This window comes from Candidatus Sodalis pierantonius str. SOPE, from assembly GCF_000517405.1.
Lineage (GTDB): Bacteria > Pseudomonadota > Gammaproteobacteria > Enterobacterales > Enterobacteriaceae > Sodalis_C > Sodalis_C pierantonii.
This window is the reverse complement of sequence record NZ_CP006568.1, coordinates 625,682-646,032: the sequence shown is the minus strand read 5'-3', so window position 1 is coordinate 646,032 and position 20,351 is coordinate 625,682. Positions and strand designations below refer to the sequence as shown.

Here is a 20,351-nt window from a genome sequence, read left to right as displayed (position 1 = left end):
ATTATTCTGGCTGAATTAATTTTGGGTGAGTATTGGGTGGAGGCACAGCGTGAAATCGGCTGTTAAGCAACAGAGTTTATCATTTGACGGCGCATTAGCCGGACACGGCGCAGCATTTTCCTGAGCCTGCTTTTGGGGGCGGGCGTGGCGGGTAGCGCCATTGCCGCGCCGACCACTGCCGCGCCGCAAGCCACTGCCGCTTCGGCCGAGGCCGCCGCCGATACGACCCCAACGCCTACCGCCGATCAGACCGCGGCCAACAGCCCGTTGTCGCTGCCGGCTTCGGTGTCGGCTACGCCCGCGCAGCGGCAATTAATGCAGATGGACCTCTCCGTTTGGGGCATGTACCAGCACGCCGATATCGTAGTGAAAATCGTTATGATTGGCCTGCTGCTGGCCTCGGTCGTCACCTGGGCACTGTTTTTCGGTAAAGGGGCAGAATTGTTGGCGGTCAAACGCCGGGTGCGCCGCGAGTTGCAGCTGCTAAAAGACGTGCGCAGCCTGGATCAAGCCACGACGGTGGCGGCCAATTTCTCTCCCCGCAGCTTGAGCGCCCGTTTATTGGCCGAAACCGCCAACGAACTCGACCTGTCGGCCCGCCTCAGCGATAACAACGGGATTAAAGAGCGCGTGGCGTTTCGCCTGGAGCGCCGGGTTGCCGGCGTTAGCCGCGCCATGGGGAAAGGTAACGGCTTTCTCGCCACTATCGGCGCCATCTCCCCCTTTATCGGCCTGTTCGGCACCGTTTGGGGCATCATGAACAGTTTTATCGACATCGCCCACACCCAGACCACCAATCTGGCGGTAGTGGCACCCGGTATTGCCGAAGCGCTGCTGGCGACGGCCATTGGCCTGTTTGCCGCGATTCCGGCAGTGGTTATTTATAATATCTTTGCCCGTACCATCGCCAGCTACAAAGCGATGGTGGGGGACTGCGCCGCACAGCTGCTGCTGTTGCTCGGCCGCGATTTGGATCTGGCCGCAGAAGCGGGCAGCCAAGTGTCCGCACAGGTGACCAAGTTTCGGGTTGGATAAGTCATGGCGATGCATTTAAACGAGGATGTTGATACCGACGGCGAAATGCACGATATCAACGTTACGCCTTTTATCGACGTTATGCTGGTGCTGCTGATTATCTTTATGGTCGCCGCGCCGCTGGCAACGGTAGATATCCGGGTGGATTTACCCAACTCCACCGCCGCGCCTCAACCGCGGCCTGACAAGCCTTTATATTTATCGGTTAAAGCGGATAAACAGCTGTTTATAGGCGATCGGACGGTAACGATAGCGACGCTCTCCCAGACGCTGGACGAACAGACTCAGGGCAATAAAGACACGCCGATATTTTTCCAAGCCGATAAGAGCGTGGACTACGCCACGCTGATGTCGGTGATGGATAACCTGCGTAAGGCGGGGTATTTCAAAGTTGGGCTGGTAGGGTTGGAATCCCCCGGACAGGGATAGCTCTTCGGCGGCGGACGGCCGCCGGCGCCGTTAGCGCTGGGTGTCATGCTCGGCCGGTTGTGTCATCGATCAACGCACTATCCCTCCTGCGCCTTAAGCTAAGGTATGCGAATGGCCGACGCTATGAGCGATCCATAGCGGTAGGCAACCTTACCGAGTGTCATGACTCAGCCCTTACACCTACGCTTAGCGCCCAATGCTTAACGTCGTGCACTTAATAAGAACACGCTCCGCCGAACATTTTACACTGAACGCCTCATGAATAACGCTTGACATCCAGCGTCTAATGCCTATGGCCTAACGTGCAGCAGCCTGTCGTTGCAATGTCCCATCTTAAGCTCGAACGTCGATGCTCACCTGGGGCCTCTTGGCGTTTGAAGCGTTGAACGCGCCGGTCTGTATCCGGTCAGATGCTGGTTCCGGTCACATCCGATCACTGATTCCGATTCTGTCCGATCGCTCATTTTCTGTTCCGCCATACTCTGGAGACTTTTAGCTTCCGGAGGCATGGCACGTAAAAAGAAGAAAGCGAGAACGGAAATGTGCATCTATATTAATGTCTTACGTATGAAATTCGAGCAGCGTCGCTCGAATCGCACTATCGCAGCAGCGCTCGGCATAGGCTGTACTACCGTGCACGATATCCTCGGCCGATTCACGGTAGCTAACCTGGTCTGGCCATTGCCGGCGGAACTGTCCCCCGTCGACCTCGACCGCCTGCTCTATCCCGGCAAATCCGGAAAAGTTATCAATACTTTACCCAGCTGGCTTGATATCGATACCGAGTTAAGCCACAAGGGTATGACCAAGCAGCTGCTCTGGATGGAATATCAGTCCGCCGTGGACGGTGATGCCCTCGGTTACTCACAGTTTTGTGCACTGTTCCGTGACTGGAAAAAGAAGCAGCGGCGTTCCATGCGCATGGAGCACAAGGCTGGCGAAAAGCTCTTCATCGACTTCTGTGGCCCCACCGTACCTATCGTCAACCCTGCGACCGGTAGCGTACGCCAGGTCGCTATCTTCGTCGCTGCCATGGGCGTGTCAGGCTATGCGTATATCGAAGCCTGCGAAGGCCAGGACATGGCATCGTGGCTCAACGCCAATAGCCGCTGCCTGCACTTCATGGGTGGGGTTCCGGAGCTGATGATACCTGATAATCTGCGCAGCGCTGTCAGCACCCCTGACCGCTATGAGCCGGTCATAAACCAGAGCTACCAGGCGCTGGCAAATCACTATGAGACAGTGGTGCTACCGGCGCGCCCGAGAAAACCGAAAGACAAGGCGAAGGCAGAATCAACAGTGCAGCTGGTAGAACGCTGGGTTTTGGCCCGGTTGCGTAAACGTAGGTTCTACTCGCTGGCCGAACTCAACCAGGTGATACGAGAACTCAATCATGAGTTGAATCTGCGCCCGATGCGTCATTACGGCGGACAAAGTCGCCTTGAACGCTTCGAGCAGCTGGACAAACCGGCTCTTGGGCCTCTACCGCCCACACAATGGGAATACAGTGAGTATCTCGTTGCTCGAGTGGGACCTGATTACCACATAGACTACGGCAAAAACTGGTACTCGGTGCCGCATCCGCTGGTTGGCGAGCGCGTTGACGTCATCGCCACCCAACGGCTGGTGCAAATCCACCATAAGGGCGTCTGCGTGGCTACGCACCCTCGCAGCGATAACGCCTGTAGGCACACGACTCAGGCGGCGCACATGCCGGCTTAACCATAAGGGGCAGAGTCAGTGGACGCCGGAAAGGCTGTGCAGTTGGGCGCTGTCGGTGGGTGTGTGCACACTGAAAGTGGTCGAGTCCATCCAAAAGAGCAAAGCCCATCCGGAGCAGGCTTACCGCTCCGTGCTGGGGCTACTCAATCTGCAACGGCGCTATGAGACGACGCGACTGGAGAAGGCCTGCGCGCTGGCGTTGGAGAAAAGGGTGCATTAACCGCTCTTTACATAGCCAATGTATTGAAACACGGTCGTGAAAGTGAGGTCACCCAGGACGGAGCCGGCGTATCAATGCTGGTTCACGAAAACCTACGAGGTCCGGACAGTTATCACTAAGGAGAATAAATATGGATACACTGTTAATGGCTCTGCGAGAGTTGAAGTTGTCGGCAATGGTCCAGGCGTTGGAGACGCAACGCGAACTCCCGGGGAGTTATGGGGAGCTGGGGTTCGAGGAGCGGTTGTCGCTGATGGTAGAAGCGGAAAATTTGCATAGAAAAAACAATCATATATGCCGTCTGCGACGGCAAGCGCAAATGCGCTTGCAGGCAAAACCGGAAAATATCCGCTATATCCCTAGCCGAGGAGTGACACCGGAACAGATGCGAGATCTGCTAGGGGGGACAATATCTGAAATATCAGAAAAGCATACTCATCACGGGGCCGACAGGTACGGGCAAAACCTGGCTCAGTTGTGCGCTTGGTGAGCAGGCATGCCGGCAGCAATATAGCGTGCGTTACTGGCGAGTGGGTCGGTTGCTGGCCCATCTTCACCAGTGTCAGGTAGACGGGACCTATCTAAAACAGCTTAAGCAGTTAGAAAAAATAGAGTTACTGATCTTGGACGACGTGGGCCTAGAATCAATAAGTCCGATGCAGGCAACGATGCTGTTGGAGGTGATGGAAGATCGCTACGACAAAAGCAGCAGCATCCTGATCAGTCAACTACCGGTGAAAAAATGGTATGGACTGATAGAAAACCCCACGATAGCTGACGCGTTACTCGATCGGTTAGTACACCCCAGCTATAGACTGGAACTTAAAGGCGAATCACTACGCAAAGAGCAAGGAGTAGCCAGCACAGGAAAAATAGACTAAACCCGTGTCAGAAGATGAGCGGACACGTGATCGAATATCACTGGAATGGGTGATCGGAAAATATCGGAATAACCGATCGGATGTCGCCGGAACAGCTGATCGGATACGTCGGAATCTGCAGTCAGACGCTTATCCCAAATGATTGCCCCCGGTAACGCCGTGTACCTCCGCCGTCACATAGCTTGATTCCTGCGAGGCAAGGTAAACATAGATAGGCGCCAGTTCCGCGGGCTGACCAGCGCGGCCCAGCGGGGTCGAGGTACCGAAAGAGGGGAGCGCATCCGTTGGCTGTCCCCCGGACACCTGCAGGACAGTCCAGATGGGCCCTGGGGCCACACAATTAACGCGAATCCCTTTCTGCGCCACTTGTTTCGCCAACCCGCGGGTATAATTCAGGATGGCGGCTTTGGTCGAGGCGTAATCCAGCAGCGTCGGGCTGGGTTGGTATGCCTGGATTGACGATGTAGTGATAATCGAAGCGCCGGGGGGCAAATGAGGGAGCGCGGCTTTAGTCATCCAAAACAGGGAAAAAACATGAGCCTGTTTAGAAATTTGTGTATTTGCCTGATTTTGATATGTTCAATCCAACATCAAAAACAGGTTAATTTATGGACGAAAAACAGTTGCAGGCTCTGGCTAACGAACTGGCCAAAAATCTCAAAACCCCTGAAGATCTCAGTTACTTCGATCGGCTGCTGAAAAAAATTAGCGTCGAAGCAGCTCTCAATGCCGAAATGACCCATCACCTCGGCTACGATAAAAATCAGCCTAAACCGGGGACCAACGCCCGCAACGGCTATTCCACAAAAACCGTTACCACTGGCGATGGCCCGCTGGCGCTGCGTACTCCGCGCGATCGTGACGGTTCCTTTGAACCGCAACTGGTGAAGAAGAACCAGACCCGGATTACCGGGATGGATAACCAGATTTTATCGTTGTACGCCAAAGGGATGACCACCCGCGAGATCGCCGCCGCGTTCAAAGAGCTGTATGACGCCGATGTCTCGCCGGCGCTGGTCTCAAAGGTCACCGATGCGGTCATGGAGCAGGTTGTCGAATGGCAAAACCGGCCTCTGGATGCAGTCTATCCCATTGTTTATCTTGACTGTATCGTTCTAAAAGTCCGGCAGGATAGCCGCATTATCAACAAATCTGTGTTCCTGGCGCTGGGCATCAACATCGAAGGCCAGAAAGAGTTGCTAGGTATGTGGCTGGCCGAAAATGAAGGCGCAAAGTTCTGGCTGAACGTGCTGACAGAGCTGAAAAACCGCGGCCTGAACGATATCCTTATCGCCTGCGTAGACGAGCTGAAAGGTTTCCCTGACGCTATTAACGCGGTGTATCCGGAGGCGCGGCTCCAGCTGTGTATCGTGCATATGGTGCGCAACAGCCTGCGGTTCGTCTCCTGGAAGGACTACAAGGCCGTCACCCGCGACCTGAAAGCTATCTATCAGGCCCCTACGGAAGAAGCCGGCTTGCAGGCGCTGGAAGCGTTCTCCAGTGCCTGGGACATCCGCTACCCGCAAATAAGTCGAAGCTGGCAGGCAAACTGGGCCAATCTGGCCACGTTCTTTGCCTACCCAACGGACATCCGCAAGGTGATCTACACGACCAACGCCATCGAGTCGTTAAACAGCGTGATCCGGCATGCCATCAAAAAGCGCAAGGTGTTCCCGACCGACGACGCAGTGAAAAAGGTGGTGTGGCTGGCGATACAGGCGGCCTCACAGAAATGGACAATGCCTTTGAGGGACTGGCGCATGGCAATGAGCCGCTTTATTATCGAGTTCGGTGACCGCCTGGACGGTCACTTCTGAGAAAAGGCATTTACACAGAATCGTGTACAGGGTCAAAAACATTGGTTTCAAACGTTTCGCGGAACTGCTCGGTGGTGAGGTCGGCGATATCTTCCACGGCGGTTTGCTTGCCGGCCACCAGGGCCAGAATATCCAGGCCGTCCAATTGATTCAGCGCATCCTCAACGACCTTCACGTTAACCGATTCGTCACGCAAGTCGCCCGGCAGCAGCACCACTTTACGACCGGCTTCTTTAACCAATTCGGCGACCTGCTCGACGTCTTTATGCTCGCTGGGATGATAGGCCAGAGCGACATCGGCGCCTTCCCGGGCAAAGGCGATAGCCGCCGCGCGTCCGATGCCGGAGTCGACGCCGGTCACCAATGCCTTACGGCCTTCAAGGCGACCGGTGCCGCGATAACTCTTTTCACCACAGTCAGGAACAGGGGTCATGTCGGTTTGCAAGCCGGGCGGATTCTGTTGTTGTTTAGGAAAGCCGTCCTTTGAATATTGGGTCACCGGATTTTGCATTTTATATTGATCATAATCAGCCATTATTCTCTCCATGTGCTGTGTCTGTTTTGGCGAAAGGTAGCATTAAGGTTAGTTAATGTTTATGAATTTGTCTAATCACTATCAGAATAAGTAAATTTATCGATAACAAATTATACCCAGGTAAATGATATAATAATCTGAGGTAAGGGGTTGTTGCGTGATTTTTTATTCACTTTCTGAAAAATTGCCGTATCATCATCCCTATTATGCTGACGGAAAATAGCGTTCTCTCTGCAATGCTATTGCAGTGTAAGGGAGTAACTCCAGCGAGTGTTTTTTTGCTGTGAGGAAATCAGTGTAATTATTCTTATCATTCCCTTCCGATTGGTCTTTTACTCCTTTTTCGGTATATTAATTTAACTATGGCGATGGGAAACAGCGTTAATAACCTGAACTTTAGTACAGGTTGTTAGTCAATTTCTTTACTGATACTATAAATATGCTTTAAATATCTTCTGCTCATTTTTATTTATAATGATAAAAGGATGGTCTATGTTTAATTTGATCAACGTAGAATACAAAGACATAATAAATGACAGGCTGGAAGAATTATATCTTCTGCGCAAAAGAACGTTTAAAGATCGTTTGAATTGGAAGGTTTCCTGTAAAGGAGAACGTGAATTTGATGAGTACGATAATGAAAACACTCACTACTTGCTTGGGTGCTATAACGGTGAACTGATTTGCAGCGTCCGATTTATCAGCATGAAATACCCTAACATGATTACCGGCCCCTTTCGCGACTTTTTTCATTACACTGCGCCAGCCGACAATACACTATTGGAGTCGAGCCGCTTTTTTGTCGATAAAGACAGAGTTAAGTCATTGACGGAAACCAAACTGCCCTTTTGCCATCTGCTGTTTTTAGGCATGATTAACTACACGCGCGCCATCGGGATGACAGGGATACTCACCGTGTGCAGTCGATCGATGTACACCATCCTCAAGCGCAGCGGCTGGAATACTGAGGTAGAAACCATCGGTAATTCTGAAAAAAACGAACCGGTCTATCTGCTGCGACTCGCCATCGATGACGATAGTCAGGCCAATTTAATAAAGTATATCCGGCGTTATCATTATTGTGATGAGTATTATCTAAAGAAATGGCCCGTTTATCTGTAATCGCGACGTTTTAAAAGAGTTATTCGTGGATAAAGCGTGACCGCCTTGTGACAGATATCGATTGTCAATGGCATGAGCTATCCTAGGCCAAAAAGAATATACTCCGCCACGCTATTTCTTGAGCCATTGACAATGTATTTAGATAGCTACTCATTGAAATTAAGTAGGTGCAGGTCCGTCGCCTTTTTTATGGCATGTTTGGCGTTAATGACGTCGAGCTTCACGATGAGGTTGCCGATATGGAATTTTACGGTGCTTTCGGTAATGCCCATAATGATAGCGATCTCGCGATAGGTTTTACCGATACTGGCCCAATGCAGCGCCTCGATTTCGCGGGATGTAAGCCTTTTCTCCACTTTAGCATGCAGTTTATTGGTCTGCTGCGCCTTCTCCGCTAGAAATCGGTTATGAATGGAAAGAAACAGCAGATAAAGACGGTCCTCGTGGTCGCTGATACATTTCATCAGCAAGTCGGGATCGCTTTCAGTATACAGACTCAGCATAGCCAGATTATTTTCATAATCGTGCAACGGAAAAGTATAGCCACGGGTGATATTGTATTCTGAACTTTGGATGAAAATATTGCTTTTCTGACGTTTGTTTTTTTTGAAGTAATTCTTGTGCCAGGGGAACGACATAATCTTTTGGCTAGCGACTAACAGAACGGGATCTTGCTTATATAATTCATTCTTCATGTATTTTTCTACCCAGTCCTTTGGGTAGTTAGAATAGATGACGGGTTTTTCATCCTGCGATTTGTTGAAAATAAAATAAGCGAAGCGGATGGGCTGACCGATATTCATTTCATGCTGCAGGAGATCATGAATTTCTGCAATGATCAAACCGTTTTCCCGAGACGTAAATGGCTTAATTATAGAGAACATTTTGCTTCTCATCGTTTGATTTAAGTGATAATGGCGGTATATTGAGGCGCAAAAGGATAATCATGAAAATATTTTCCAGGCATTGTCTGCCATGAAAAAATTAGCAACAGGCAAAACATGCTCGTTAGCGGTTGTGCGCACTTAACGCGATATAGCTTTTAAATAACCAATTTGTTTGATTATTAGTTTTTATATTGTAAGCGAGAATGAAAAGATTTGGCTAATGTTTATACCGCTAAATATACCACGTATCTATTATTTACTATTCAGTATCATGTTATTTTCACAATAAGTCAAATTTTATTGTTGGGAGGGTATTAACCTAAAAGCAACTTAAATAATTATTGAATTTATAATTTGCGCATATCATAAAATGAATAATGCATCTGGTTAGCCAGCTAACTTTACGCCTGCACCACGATGCGGCCATGACGCATCCGGCGAAGCTGACACGAGAGCGGGTTTAACTTATACTTCTTCTTCATGCCATTGTGGTGACATCCTTATCAGGGGATATGCCCGCGCATCAAGACCGACATCAGGAAAAAAGAACATGCGCAGGATATTTGAAACCGTGATGCTGGAAAAGGTTATGAATAACAACCGTTTTATCCTATGGGGCGCTTTGTTGAATAAATCCGAAATTTTTGACGACTTCCTCCCTATCAGGGCGATTGTTACATGATGCGGACGCTGTTTGGCATTCCTAACAACGTGATCCGGTTAAGCGCTTTGACCATTGCCATAGCCTCACCTACCTGCGCGTCATAGTCATGCAGACTCAGATGACCACCCAGAAGTATTTTAAACCGGAACATGGCCGTTTCAGCCAGTGAACGCCGGTGATAACCTACTTTCTTTTTCCAGGTATCGTTATTGCCGCTCAGATGCTGATTTGCCACCGCATGGTTACGCTCATGGTATCGAGCTGGCCAATATTGCGCACCACTTCGCGGTGGGATAAGCGGCTTTATTTTTTTCCTCAGCAGAGCATCATGACAGTAACGCGTATCGTAAGCACTGTCAGCCGACGCTTCCCTGATTTTCCGGTGGGTTTGGTTAATCAGCCCGGGCAGCGCCTGCGCATCTGTCGTACCGCTTAGCGATAAATCGGCACAGATAATTTCATGTGTCGCGCTATCTACTGCCAGATGAAGCTTGCGCCATACTCTGCGCCTCTCAGCCCCATGCTGCCTGACTTTCCATTCGCCTTCGCCGAAGATTTTCAGGCCGGTGCCATCGCATCGATGACCAGGTGTGAGATTTCGCCGCGGGTTGGCGTTTTTATGCTGATGTCGACGGTTTTTGCTCGCCGGCTGACCAGAGAGTAATCTGGGCAGCGCAGCGACAGCCCCATCAGTTTAAAAATCGAGTCAACGAAACCCTGTAACGCCCGGAGCGAAAGGTTAAACACGCGCTTTATCATCAGAACCGTGGTAATGGCCATATCGGTGTAGTGAAGCGGCCGGCCACGATGTTCAGGTGGTGTACTCTCAGTCCATGCAGCAATGGCTGACTCATCAAGCCATACTGTCAGGTCCCCCCGCTGCCTGAGCGCATTGTTATATGCGGGCCAGTTGGTGATTTTAAACTTTTGCTTTGCCATGGGGACCTGATGTTGAAACGAATGTAGTGATCAGAGCCGCCAGTCACCTAAAAGTTCGATTTATTCAACAAAGCCCCTATGGGGCGTCATTCCTCTTCTTTTCTTTATTTTTTCTCTTGTTCTGCTGCTGTTTATTACCCAGCAAAATCGCTTTGTTGAATAAATCCGAAATTTGTGACGACTTCCTCCCTATCAGGGCGATTGTTACATGATGCGGACGCTGTTTGGCATTCCTAACAGAGTGATCCGGTTAAGTGCTTTAACCATTGCCATAGCCTCACCTACCTGCGCGTCATAGTCATGCAGACTCAGATGACCACCCAGAAGTGTTTTAAACCGGAACATGGCCGTTTCAGCCAGTGAACGCCGGTGATAACCTACTTTCTTTTTCCAGGTATCGTTATTGCCGCTCAGATGCTGATTTGCCACCGCATGGTTACGCTCATGGTATCGAGCTGGCCAATATTGCGCACCACTTCGCGGTGGGATAAGCGGCTTTATTTTTTTCCTCAGCAGAGCATCATGACAGTAACGCGTATCGTAAGCACTGTCAGCCGACGCTTCCCTGATTTTCCGGTGGGTTTGGTTAATCAGCCCGGGCAGCGCCTGCGCATCTATCGTACCGCTTAGCGATAAATCGGCACAGATAATTTCATGTGTCACGCTATCTACTGCCAGATGAAGCTTGCGCCATACTCTGCGCCTCTCAGCCCCATGCTGCCTGACTTTCCATTCGCCTTCGCCGAAGACTTTCAGGCCGGTGCCATCGATGACCAGGTGTGAGATTTCGCCGCGGGTTGGCGTTTTTATGCTGATGTCGACGGTTTTTACTCGCCGGCTGACCAGAGAGTAATCTGGGCAGCGCAGCGACAGCCCCATCAGTTTAAAAATCGAGTCAACGAAACCCTGTAACGCCCGGAGCGAAAGGTTAAACACGCGCTTTATCATCAGAACCGTGGTAATGGCCATATCGGTGTAGTGAAGCGGCGGCCACGATGTTCAGGTGGTGTACTCTCAGTCCATGCAGCAATGGCTGACTCATCAAGCCATACTGTCAAGTCCCCCCGCTGCCTGAGCGCATTGTTATATGCGGGCCAGTTGGTAATTTTAAACTTTTGCTTTGCCATGGGGACCTGATGTTGAAACGAATGTAGTGATCAGAGCCGCCAGTCACCTAAAAGTTCGATTTATTCAACAAAGCCTGCCGTTACCCGTAATGTCCTGGCCTCGCTACGGGCCCTCGGTGTTATCATCGCTATCGACGATTTTGGCACGGGCTATTCGGGGCTTTCATACTTGGGCAGCATGCATATTAATCTTCTGAAAATCGATCGGTCTTTTGTCGCGATGATAGCGGAGGACGAGAGCACCACCGATTTGGTCGACGTGGTCATCGATCTTGCCAACCGCTTTCGGATGCATGTGATTGCTGAAAGCGTCGAGACAGAATGGCAGAAAAACTATCTGCTCAATAAGCGGGTGGTTTATCAGCAGGACTATTTATTTGCCGAGCCGCTGCCGCTACAGGCGTTTCTATCCTGCCTGGTATCGCCAGCGGTATCACTCGCGCAGCGCCGCTGTTGTCGCTTTACCACAACTGGCGAATACAGGCGCGAAACAAAAAAACGCCCTGCCGCCAGGTTAAATAGCCATTGCCAGTGACGACGTTAACGATATTGACTTACTGGATATGTTATTTTTAGTGTGTCGGCGGTTTATTAACAAAAATTTACCACTAATAAATATCTTAATAATTATTTGGTGGAAAATCATAAACCATACAGATGAGCCATAACGGCGGCTATTATTTTCGTTAGTAGAGGCTTGGTTAATTATCTTGTCGCGCCTGGGGGAATCCGTCGTTACCCTTTCATGTGTGCCGCCACCGGTTAACGTTGACATAAACGGTTCGCGATTGTTTCTTTATTTCGCTCGCCGGCCGCAGGGCACTTGCAAAATGATGTCAACCACGGACAGCATTAATAAGTGTTTAACTAGAGTTGGTAGCACTATTATCTGTTAATCTATTGATTAACGTTTAATATGATTGAAATTATCTGAAATTGTATTTATTAGCTTTTTCGGATTTGCGAATCAATACTATTACCCCTTGCGTCAACAGAAAGCGTTAAGCTGCATCATTATTTCCTCAACGTTCAAGCGCGTCGTCTGCGGCTTGATGTTGAGGGACAGGTGTCGTGTTTTCTGAAGGGTATGGCGTCTTAATCATCATTATAGCCATACGTTGAATGTTGTTTGTAATACAAGGAGATTTGACGATGAACACTGAACGGCACTATGTCGTTAGCCAAAATGAAAAACTGGCTGTAAGTGTATACCGTGCCAACAGCAAGGTGCCGGCACCGGTAGTTCTGCTGTGCCATGGTTTCTATGGCATTCAGGATCTGTTATTACCCATTTATGCCCAAGCATTCACCCAGGCCGGCTACCATGCCATTACCTTTGATTACCGTGGTTTCGGTGAAAGCGAGGGAGATCAGGGCCGGATCATTCCCGAACAACAAAATAACGATATTATCGCGGTCTTAGCCTGGAGTAAAACCCAGTCCTGTATAGATGCTAAACGTATCGCATTATGGGGCACTTCTTTGGGCGGTTGCCTGGTTATCGATGTGGCCGTGCGCTGTCCTGAGGTGAAATGCGTGATAAGCCTGATGGGCTTCTCCAGCGGCAATCGGCTAGTGACGGGCGATATGGCCGAAGAGGAAAGAGAGCGTTTCATGAACACCATGGAACGGATGCAGCAGAAAAAGAACCAATCCGGGCGTGAACTGATGGTTCCCATCATCAAAGTGATGACCGATGAAGAGTCGCGACGTTTCTATGAGCATGCAATACACGATTATCCCTCGCTGAACGTCAAAGTCCCTTATCTGACCGTACTCGAGGTGATATTGTATCAGCCTAAAATTAATGCACAGAAGCTTACACAGCCGACGCTGGTCGTCCTGGCGGAATGGGATAAGGTCATACCGGTGGAACATGGTTTGGCGCTGTATCAGGCCATCACCGCGCCGAAAGCCTGCCATATCGAACCGCAGGCTTATCACTTCGATATGTTCAAGGGAAAACATTTTGAGAACGTCATCGGCTTGCAATTACAATGGTTGAAACAGCATTTATAACGCCAACGTTTGGCTTGCAAAGCCCGAGGCACCGACAGGCCGGACGGCGACAGCGCGGCCGTCGACAACCTCGACCGAGCCTGCGGCTGACCCCATTTCCGCCATCGAGCCCGCCCTGGCAGGGGGCGGGTACCTCTTGCCGCCGGACGCCAGTGCCCGGCAGAGGTTAGTGCTGGTTCCGGTCACATCCGATCACTGATTCCGATTTCAACCGATCACTAATTCTGATTTCATCCGATCACTGATTCCGGTCGCCCGATCAGCGATTCCGATTCTGTCCGATCGCTCATCTTCTGTTCCGCCATACTCTGGAGACTTTTAGCTTCCGGGGGCATGGCACGTAAAAAGAAGAAAGCGAGAACGGAAATGTGCATCTATATTAATGTCTTACGTATGAAATTCGAGCAACGTCGCTCGAATCGCACTATCGCAGCAGCGCTCGGCATAGGCTGTACTACCGTGCACGATATCCTCGGCCGATTCACGGTAGCTAACCTGGTCTGGCCATTGCCGGCGGAACTGTCCCCCGTCGACCTCGACCGCCTGCTCTATCCCGGCAAATCCGGAAAAGTTATCAATACCTTACCCAGCTGGCTTGATATCGATACCGAGTTAAGCCGCAAGGGCATGACCAAGCAGCTGCTCTGGATAGAATATCAGTCCGCCGTGGGCGGTGATGCCCTCGGTTACTCACAGTTTTGTGCACTGTTCCGTGACTGGAAAAAGAAGCAGCGGCGTTCCATGCGCATGGAGCACAAGGCTGGCGAAAAGCTCTTCATCGACTTCTGTGGCCCCACCGTACCTATCGTCAACCCTGCGACCGGTAGCGTACGCCAGGTCGCTATCTTCGTCGCTGCCATGGGCGTGTCAGGCTATGCGTATATCGAAGCCTGCGAAGGCCAGGACATGGCATCGTGGCTCAACGCCAATAGCCGCTGCCTGCACTTCATGGGTGGGGTTCCGGAGCTGATGATACCTGATAATCTGCGCAGCGCTGTCAGCACCCCTGACCGCTATGAGCCGGTCATAAACCAGAGCTACCAGGCGCTGGCAAATCACTATGAGACAGTGGTGCTACCGGCGCGCCCGAGAAAACCGAAAGACAAGGTGAAGGCAGAATCAACTGTGCAGCTGGTAGAACGCTGGGTTTTGGCCCGGTTGCGTAAACGTAGGTTCTACTCGCTGGCCGAACTCAACCAGGTGATACGAGAACTCAATCATGAGTTGAATTTGCGCCCTATGCGTCATTACGGCGGACAAAGTCGCCTTGAACGCTTCGAGCAGCTGGACAAACCGGCTCTTGGGCCTCTACCGCCCACACAATGGGAATACAGTGAGTATCTCGTTGCCCGAGTGGGACCTGATTACCACATAGACTACGGCAAAAACTGGTACTCGGTGCCGCATCCGCTGGTTGCCGAGCGCGTTGACGTCATCGCCACCCAACGACTGGTGCAAATCCACCATAAGGGCGTCTGCGTGGCTACGCACCCTCGCAGCGATAACGCCTATAGGCACACGACTCAGGCGGCGCACATGCCGGCTAACCATAAGAGGCAGAGTCAGTGGACGCCGGAAAGGCTGTGCAGTTGGGCGCTGTCGGTGGGTGTGTGCACACTGAAAGTGGTCGAGTCCATCCAAAAGAGCAAAGCCCATCCGGAGCAGGCTTACCGCTCCGTGCTGGGGCTACTCAATCTGCAACGGCGCTATGAGACGACTCGACTGGAGAAGGCCTGCGCGCTGGCGTTGGAGAAAGGGTGCATTAACCGCTCTTTCATAGCCAACGTATTGAAACACGGTCGTGAAAGTGAGGTCACCCAGGACGGAGCCGGCGTATCAATGCTGGTTCACGAAAACCTCCGAGGTCCGGACAGTTATCACTAAGGAGAATAAATATGGATACACTGTTAATGGCTCTGCGAGAGCTGAAGTTGTCGGCAATGGTCCAGGCGTTGTTGGAGACGCAACGCGAACTCCCGGGGAGTTATGGGGAGCTGGGGTTCGAGGAGCGGTTGTCGCTGATGGTAGAAGCGGAAAATTTGCATAGAAAAAACAACCATATATGTCGTCTGCGACGGCAATCGCAAATGCGCTTGCAGGCAAAACCGGAAGATATCCGCTATATCCCTAGCCGAGGAGTGACACCGGAACAGATGCGAGATCTGCTAGGGGGACAATATCTGAAATATCAGAAAAGCATACTCATCACGGGGCCAACAGGTACGGGCAAAACCTGGCTCAGTTGTGCGCTTGGTGAGCAGGCATGCCGGCAGCAATATAGCGTGCGTTACTGGCGAGTGGGTCGGTTGCTGGCCCATCTTCACCAGTGTCAGGTAGACGGGACCTATCTAAAACAGCTTAATCAGTTAGAAAAAATAGAGTTACTGATCTTGGACGACGTGGGCCTAGAATCAATAAGTCCGATGCAGGCAACGATGCTGTTGGAGGTGATGGAAGATCGCTACGACAAAAGCAGCAGCATCCTGATCAGTCAACTGCCGGTGAAAAAATGGTATGGACTGATAGAAAACCCCACGACAGCTGACGCGTTACTCGATCGGTTAGTACACCCCAGCTATAGACTGGAACTTAAAGGCGAATCACTACGCAAAGAGCAAGGAGTAGCCAGCACAGGAAAAATAGACTAAACCCGAGTCAGAAGATGAGCGAACACGTGAACGAATATCACTGGAATGGGTGATCGGAAAATATCGGAATAACTGATCGGATGTCGCCGGAACAGCTGATCGGATACGTCGGAATCTGCAGTTAGCGCTCTCGTTGCCGGACGGACCGCCGCACCATTGGCGGCTGCCGCTTAGAACAGCGTTTGTAACACCGAGACTTCCAGCGGACGACCCTGTACACGATTCTGTGTAAATGCCTTTTCTCAGAAGTGACCGTCCAGGCGGTCACCGAACTCGATAATAAAGCGGCTCATTGCCATGCGCCAGTCCCTCAAAGGCATTGTCCATTTCTGTGAGGCCGCCTGTATCGCCAGCCACACCACCTTTTTCACTGCGTCGTCGGTCGGGAACACCTTGCGCTTTTTGATGGCATGCCGGATCACGCTGTTTAACGACTCGATGGCGTTGGTCGTGTAGATCACCTTGCGGATGTCCGTTGGGTAGGCAAAGAACGTGGCCAGATTGGCCCAGTTTGCCTGCCAGCTTCGACTTATTTGCGGGTAGCGGATGTCCCAGGCACTGGAGAACGCTTCCAGCGCCTGCAAGCCGGCTTCTTCCGTAGGGGCCTGATAGATAGCTTTCAGGTCGCGGGTGACGGCCTTGTAGTCCTTCCAGGAGACGAACCGCAGGCTGTTGCGCACCATATGTACGATACACAGCTGGAGCCGCGCCTCCGGATACACCGCGTTAATAGCGTCAGGGAAACCTTTCAGCCCGTCTACGCAGGCGATAAGGATATCGTTCAGGCCGCGGTTTTTCAGCTCTGTCAGCACGTTCAGCCAGAACTTTGCGCCTTCATTTTCGGCCAGCCACATACCTAGCAACTCTTTCTGGCCTTCGATGTTGATGCCCAGCGCCAGGAACACAGATTTGTTGATGATGCGGCTGTCCTGCCGGACTTTTAGAACGATACAGTCAAGATAAACAATGGGATAGACTGCATCCAGAGGCCGGTTTTGCCATTCGACAACCTGCTCCATGACCGCATCGGTGACCTTTGAGACCAGCGCCGGCGAGACATCGGCGTCATACAGCTCTTTGAACGCGGTCGCGATCTCGCGGGTGGTCATCCCTTTGGCGTACAACGATAAAATCTGGTTATCCATCCCGGTAATCCGGGTCTGGTTCTTCTTCACCAGTTGCGGTTCAAAGGAACCGTCACGATCGCGCGGAGTACGCAGCGCCAGCGGGCCATCGCCAGTGGTAACGGTTTTTGTGGAATAGCCGTTGCGGGCGTTGGTCCCCGGTTTAGGCTGATTTTTATCGTAGCCGAGGTGATGGGTCATTTCGGCATTGAGAGCTGCTTCGACGCTGATTTTTTTCAGCAGCCGATCGAAGTGACTGAGATCTTCAGGGGTTTTGAGATTTTTGGCCAGTTCGTTAGCCAGAGCCTGCAACTGTTTTTCGTCCATAAATTAACCTGTTTTTGATGTTGGATTGAACATATCAAAATCAGGCAAATACACAAATTTCTAAACAGGCTCCGGATTATGCGTTAACGGCGTAGCACGACGTCAAGGCGGCATCGCTCTACCGCCTTACCCCGCAAGCGCCTGAAGTTAGCGTTCGCTAACCCTCCCTAAAGCGAGCTGGGGGGATGGGGCGCCCTACTGACGCCGTGTAGGTTTAACGGCGTCATTACCCTCTAAAATGGCGCCGCTCCCTTCCAGAAGGGCGTCACTCCCCTTTCGCCCTCGTCACCCATAGGCATTACGTTACCGCCGTCGGGTTATGGGGTCGGCTTAGCTTACTTGACGTCTGGTGACATGATGGGTTTGTGTCATCAGCGTCTGATAGTCCCCTGCTGCTGATGGCCGAACGTAGATTGCTTTCGGCGGCGACCGCTCTAGCCCCGGCTATTTATGATGTTATCGTGTAGCGTAAGCTGCCGTCGGCGACGGGTTCTGGCCTGTTGTCTGCGGGTGGCGCGTCTCGAATCCCTCGCGTTACGGGTGGGCTCTTTTCATCCCCCAACTGCCGATGAGTCGCCATCTGCCCGTGCTATTTACTTTTTACGATGTAATTTGCCCCTTCTGATAACGCCGCCAACGTTGGCTAACCTGCCGAAACCGTCCGCTGTGCCGCTGTGACTACTCTATCCCAACAGCTAAATCTCCACTCGCTGTAAAGGCTACGTCTGGCGGCACCCACGCGGGGGCAGGGATATTTTTTCGCCTACCGGGCATTTTGCTACCTGCGCTGGGCGGCAATTTAGGCTACTCTTATCGCCATTTTTTAACGGGACTGCCGGAACGGCGGTGATATTGAGCGATTATGACGGTAGAACATCAGGGGCTGAACCGAGGTCTCGAGGCCCGCCACATAGAATTGATTGCGCTGGGCGGCACCATCGGCGTGGGTCTGTTCATGGGGGCGGCCAGCACGCTGCAATGGGCCGGAGCGTCGGTTCTACTGGCCTACATTATCGCCGGTATTTTTGTGTTTTTCATCATGCGCGCCATGGGGGAAATGCTCTATCTGGAGCCGGTCACTGGCTCTTTCGCCGTCTACGCCCACAGTTATATGAGCCCCTTCTTTGGTTACCTGACCGCCTGGAGTTACTGGTTTATGTGGATGGCGGTGGGGATTTCGGAAATCACCGCGATTGGTGTCTATGTGCAATTCTGGTTTCCCGATTTGCCGCAGTGGATCCCGGCGCTGGCGGCGGTAGGCCTGGTGGTGGCGGTGCGGTTATATGGCGAGATCGAGTTCTGGTTCGCCTTGATAAAGATCACCACCATCATCGTCATGATCCTGGTGGGACTGGGGGTGATTTTCCTGGAGGTCGGCAATGGCGGCCAGCCGGTGGGGCTGGCAAATCTGACCGCCCACGGCGGTTTCTTCACCGGCGGCTGGCGGGGATTTCTCGTCGCGCTGTGTATTGTTGTGGCTTCTTATCAAGGCGTAGAGTTGGTGGGCATCACCGCAGGCGAAGCGAAAGATCCGCAGGTGACGCTGCGTCGCGCCATCGGCAATATTCTTTGGCGCATACTGATCTTCTATGTCGGCGCTATCTTTGTCATCGTCAAGCTGTTCCCGTGGAACCAGATCGGCGCCAACGGCAGTCCGTTCGTACTGACCTTCGCGAAAATCGGGATCACTGCCGCGGCGGGGATTATTAACTTTGTCATCCTGACGGCGACGCTATCGGGTTGCAACAGCAGGATGTACAGCTGCGGGCGTATGTTATACGCCCTGGCGAATAACCGCCAACTGCCGGCGGCGATGGGGCGGCTTTCGCAGAGCGGCGTGCCGGCGATGGGCGTGACGGTGTCGATAATCATACTGGCGGGCTCCTGTCCGAATTATATTATCCCCAATCCGCGGCAAGTTTTTGTCTACGTATACAGCGCCAGCGTTTTGCCGGGGATGGTGCCGTGGTTCGTGGTGTTGATAAGCCAGCTGCGCTTTCGCCGCCGCCATCGGCAAGCGTTGGTCGATCATCCTTTCCGATCGGTGCTGTTCCCATGGGTAAATTATTTCACCATGGCTTTCTTAGGCTGTGTGTTGCTGGGGATGGCGTTAAGCCCGGACACCCGTATGTCGCTAACGGTCGGCGGCGGGTTTTTGCTCAGTATCTCCCTGATTTATCGCTTATGCGACCTGGGTCGGCGCGGCGGCGCGCTTAGCCGTTGCCGACCGGCGGCTTCGTCAAAACGGTAACCGACGCGTTTACCTAAAGCGGCACGACCGCGTGCAGGTGCGGCGCCATCATGCCGGTGGCGTCATCGCGCAGATGTCGCGCTAGGGCGCCGATCTGATTTAGCGTCACCGCGCCCGGGGCGTGTACGCCGCGGGTACAACGTCACCGAGTTGGGCACGTCGTCTCCCGCGCGCAAGGAGAAAGCAACATTTGCGCGCGGGACCCCATCGCTTTCGCATCAAACGCACATTTACCCGCGGTACCCCACCGCTTTCGCATCAGAGGTCAGACCCCGGGAGCGGCGTGTTGGGCTGCACGGGGCACGGTCGTCATAGCGTCGCCCTGAAGGTATGCAGCCACCCCCATCTGAAGCGCAGGTGGGAATGACGGCGTGCGATAAGCGCTTGAGGGGGTATCACGCCCAACCTTTATTTTCCATTATTTCCCTAAAATGAGAACTCACGCACCGGATTGGTGCGCTCGCCCCTCTACGCTTAACAAACCCCAATGGTAGGGGAGCCAAGATTGTTGCTTGCCCACGGCTGGCCACCCTTCGCCGACCTGGCAGAGATATTGCTTAGCTGAATTGACTGAGCAATCGTGACCGGCGGTTGCGTGTCATCA

At 52.1% G+C, this 20,351-nt stretch carries 11 protein-coding genes and 6 pseudogenes; 11 read left to right on the top strand and 6 right to left on the bottom strand.

The genetic code is table 11. The annotated features are described in order from the left end of the window. Positions 1 to 93 precede the first annotated feature (93 nt). From exbB to istB (SOPEG_RS03405), 4 genes and pseudogenes are all read left to right on the top strand, one after another. Positions 94 to 1,035: a tol-pal system-associated acyl-CoA thioesterase gene (gene exbB, locus SOPEG_RS03420; protein WP_236851765.1), complete on the top strand. Its 942-nt coding sequence runs from the start codon at positions 94 to 96 to the stop codon at positions 1,033 to 1,035. A 3-nt stretch (positions 1,036 to 1,038) separates the two neighbouring features. Next, positions 1,039 to 1,464, top strand: coding sequence for a TonB system transport protein ExbD (gene exbD, locus SOPEG_RS03415; protein WP_025244304.1), 426 nt, complete (start codon positions 1,039 to 1,041; stop codon positions 1,462 to 1,464). A 507-nt stretch (positions 1,465 to 1,971) separates the two neighbouring features. Further along, positions 1,972 to 3,525 (top strand): annotated as a pseudogene (gene istA / locus SOPEG_RS03410) (IS21-like element ISSoEn3 family transposase). A gap of 11 nt (positions 3,526 to 3,536) precedes the next feature. Beyond that, positions 3,537 to 4,287: pseudogene (istB, locus tag SOPEG_RS03405) on the top strand (IS21-like element ISSoEn3 family helper ATPase IstB). Between the two features lie 129 nt (positions 4,288 to 4,416). Here istB (SOPEG_RS03405) and SOPEG_RS03400 read toward each other — a convergent pair. Then, a pseudogene (locus SOPEG_RS03400) lies at positions 4,417 to 4,824 on the bottom strand (SDR family oxidoreductase); the annotation flags it as partial. A 71-nt stretch (positions 4,825 to 4,895) separates the two neighbouring features. Here SOPEG_RS03400 and SOPEG_RS03395 point away from each other — a divergent pair. Then, on the top strand, positions 4,896 to 6,104 hold the full coding sequence (locus SOPEG_RS03395) for an IS256-like element ISSoEn2 family transposase (RefSeq protein WP_025244301.1): 1,209 nt from the start codon (positions 4,896 to 4,898) through the stop codon (positions 6,102 to 6,104). Between the two features lie 34 nt (positions 6,105 to 6,138). Here SOPEG_RS03395 and SOPEG_RS03390 read toward each other — a convergent pair. After that, positions 6,139 to 6,639 (bottom strand): annotated as a pseudogene (locus tag SOPEG_RS03390) (SDR family NAD(P)-dependent oxidoreductase); the annotation flags it as partial. Between the two features lie 492 nt (positions 6,640 to 7,131). Between SOPEG_RS03390 and SOPEG_RS03385 the strand changes: the two are divergent. Beyond that, positions 7,132 to 7,761: an acyl-homoserine-lactone synthase gene (locus SOPEG_RS03385; protein ID WP_038468156.1), complete on the top strand. Its 630-nt coding sequence runs from the start codon at positions 7,132 to 7,134 to the stop codon at positions 7,759 to 7,761. 146 nt (positions 7,762 to 7,907) lie between these two features. Here the strand turns inward: SOPEG_RS03385 and SOPEG_RS03380 are convergent, their stop codons facing one another. The 3 genes and pseudogenes from SOPEG_RS03380 to SOPEG_RS03365 all read right to left on the bottom strand — a co-directional run bounded on the left by SOPEG_RS03380 (position 7,908) and on the right by SOPEG_RS03365 (position 11,378). Next, positions 7,908 to 8,603 carry a LuxR family transcriptional regulator gene (locus SOPEG_RS03380; RefSeq protein ID WP_158382326.1) on the bottom strand — a complete coding sequence of 232 codons (696 nt, stop codon included), beginning with the start codon at positions 8,601 to 8,603 and terminating at the stop codon, positions 7,908 to 7,910. A 719-nt stretch (positions 8,604 to 9,322) separates the two neighbouring features. Next, positions 9,323 to 10,251 (bottom strand): annotated as a pseudogene (locus SOPEG_RS23945) (IS5-like element ISSoEn1 family transposase). A gap of 204 nt (positions 10,252 to 10,455) precedes the next feature. Next, positions 10,456 to 11,378 (bottom strand): annotated as a pseudogene (locus SOPEG_RS03365) (IS5 family transposase). 58 nt (positions 11,379 to 11,436) lie between these two features. On the opposite strand from SOPEG_RS03365, the gene SOPEG_RS03360 reads away from it, so the two are divergent. The 4 genes from SOPEG_RS03360 to istB (SOPEG_RS03345) all read left to right on the top strand — a co-directional run bounded on the left by SOPEG_RS03360 (position 11,437) and on the right by istB (SOPEG_RS03345) (position 16,045). Then, on the top strand, positions 11,437 to 11,913 hold the full coding sequence (locus SOPEG_RS03360; RefSeq protein ID WP_081742915.1) for an EAL domain-containing protein: 477 nt from the start codon (positions 11,437 to 11,439) through the stop codon (positions 11,911 to 11,913). A gap of 617 nt (positions 11,914 to 12,530) precedes the next feature. Beyond that, positions 12,531 to 13,397, top strand: a complete 867-nt coding sequence (locus SOPEG_RS03355) for an alpha/beta hydrolase (protein ID WP_025244295.1) — start codon at positions 12,531 to 12,533, stop codon at positions 13,395 to 13,397. A 333-nt stretch (positions 13,398 to 13,730) separates the two neighbouring features. Further along, the gene (istA, locus tag SOPEG_RS03350; RefSeq protein ID WP_025244294.1) at positions 13,731 to 15,281 is read left to right on the top strand and encodes an IS21-like element ISSoEn3 family transposase; all 1,551 of its coding nucleotides are present in this window, start codon (positions 13,731 to 13,733) and stop codon (positions 15,279 to 15,281) included. A gap of 11 nt (positions 15,282 to 15,292) precedes the next feature. Next, complete coding sequence (gene istB, locus SOPEG_RS03345) at positions 15,293 to 16,045, top strand: IS21-like element ISSoEn3 family helper ATPase IstB (RefSeq protein ID WP_025244293.1); 753 nt, start codon at positions 15,293 to 15,295, stop codon at positions 16,043 to 16,045. Positions 16,046 to 16,287: 242 nt separating this feature from the next. Here the strand turns inward: istB (SOPEG_RS03345) and SOPEG_RS03340 are convergent, their stop codons facing one another. Next, a complete protein-coding gene (locus SOPEG_RS03340; protein ID WP_025244292.1) occupies positions 16,288 to 17,496 on the bottom strand; it encodes an IS256-like element ISSoEn2 family transposase in 1,209 nt (402 codons plus the stop codon). An 862-nt stretch (positions 17,497 to 18,358) separates the two neighbouring features. Between SOPEG_RS03340 and thrP the strand changes: the two genes are divergently transcribed. Continuing rightward, positions 18,359 to 19,747, top strand: coding sequence for a bifunctional threonine/serine APC transporter ThrP (thrP, locus tag SOPEG_RS03335; RefSeq protein WP_025244291.1), 1,389 nt, complete (start codon positions 18,359 to 18,361; stop codon positions 19,745 to 19,747). Positions 19,748 to 20,351 lie beyond the last annotated feature (604 nt).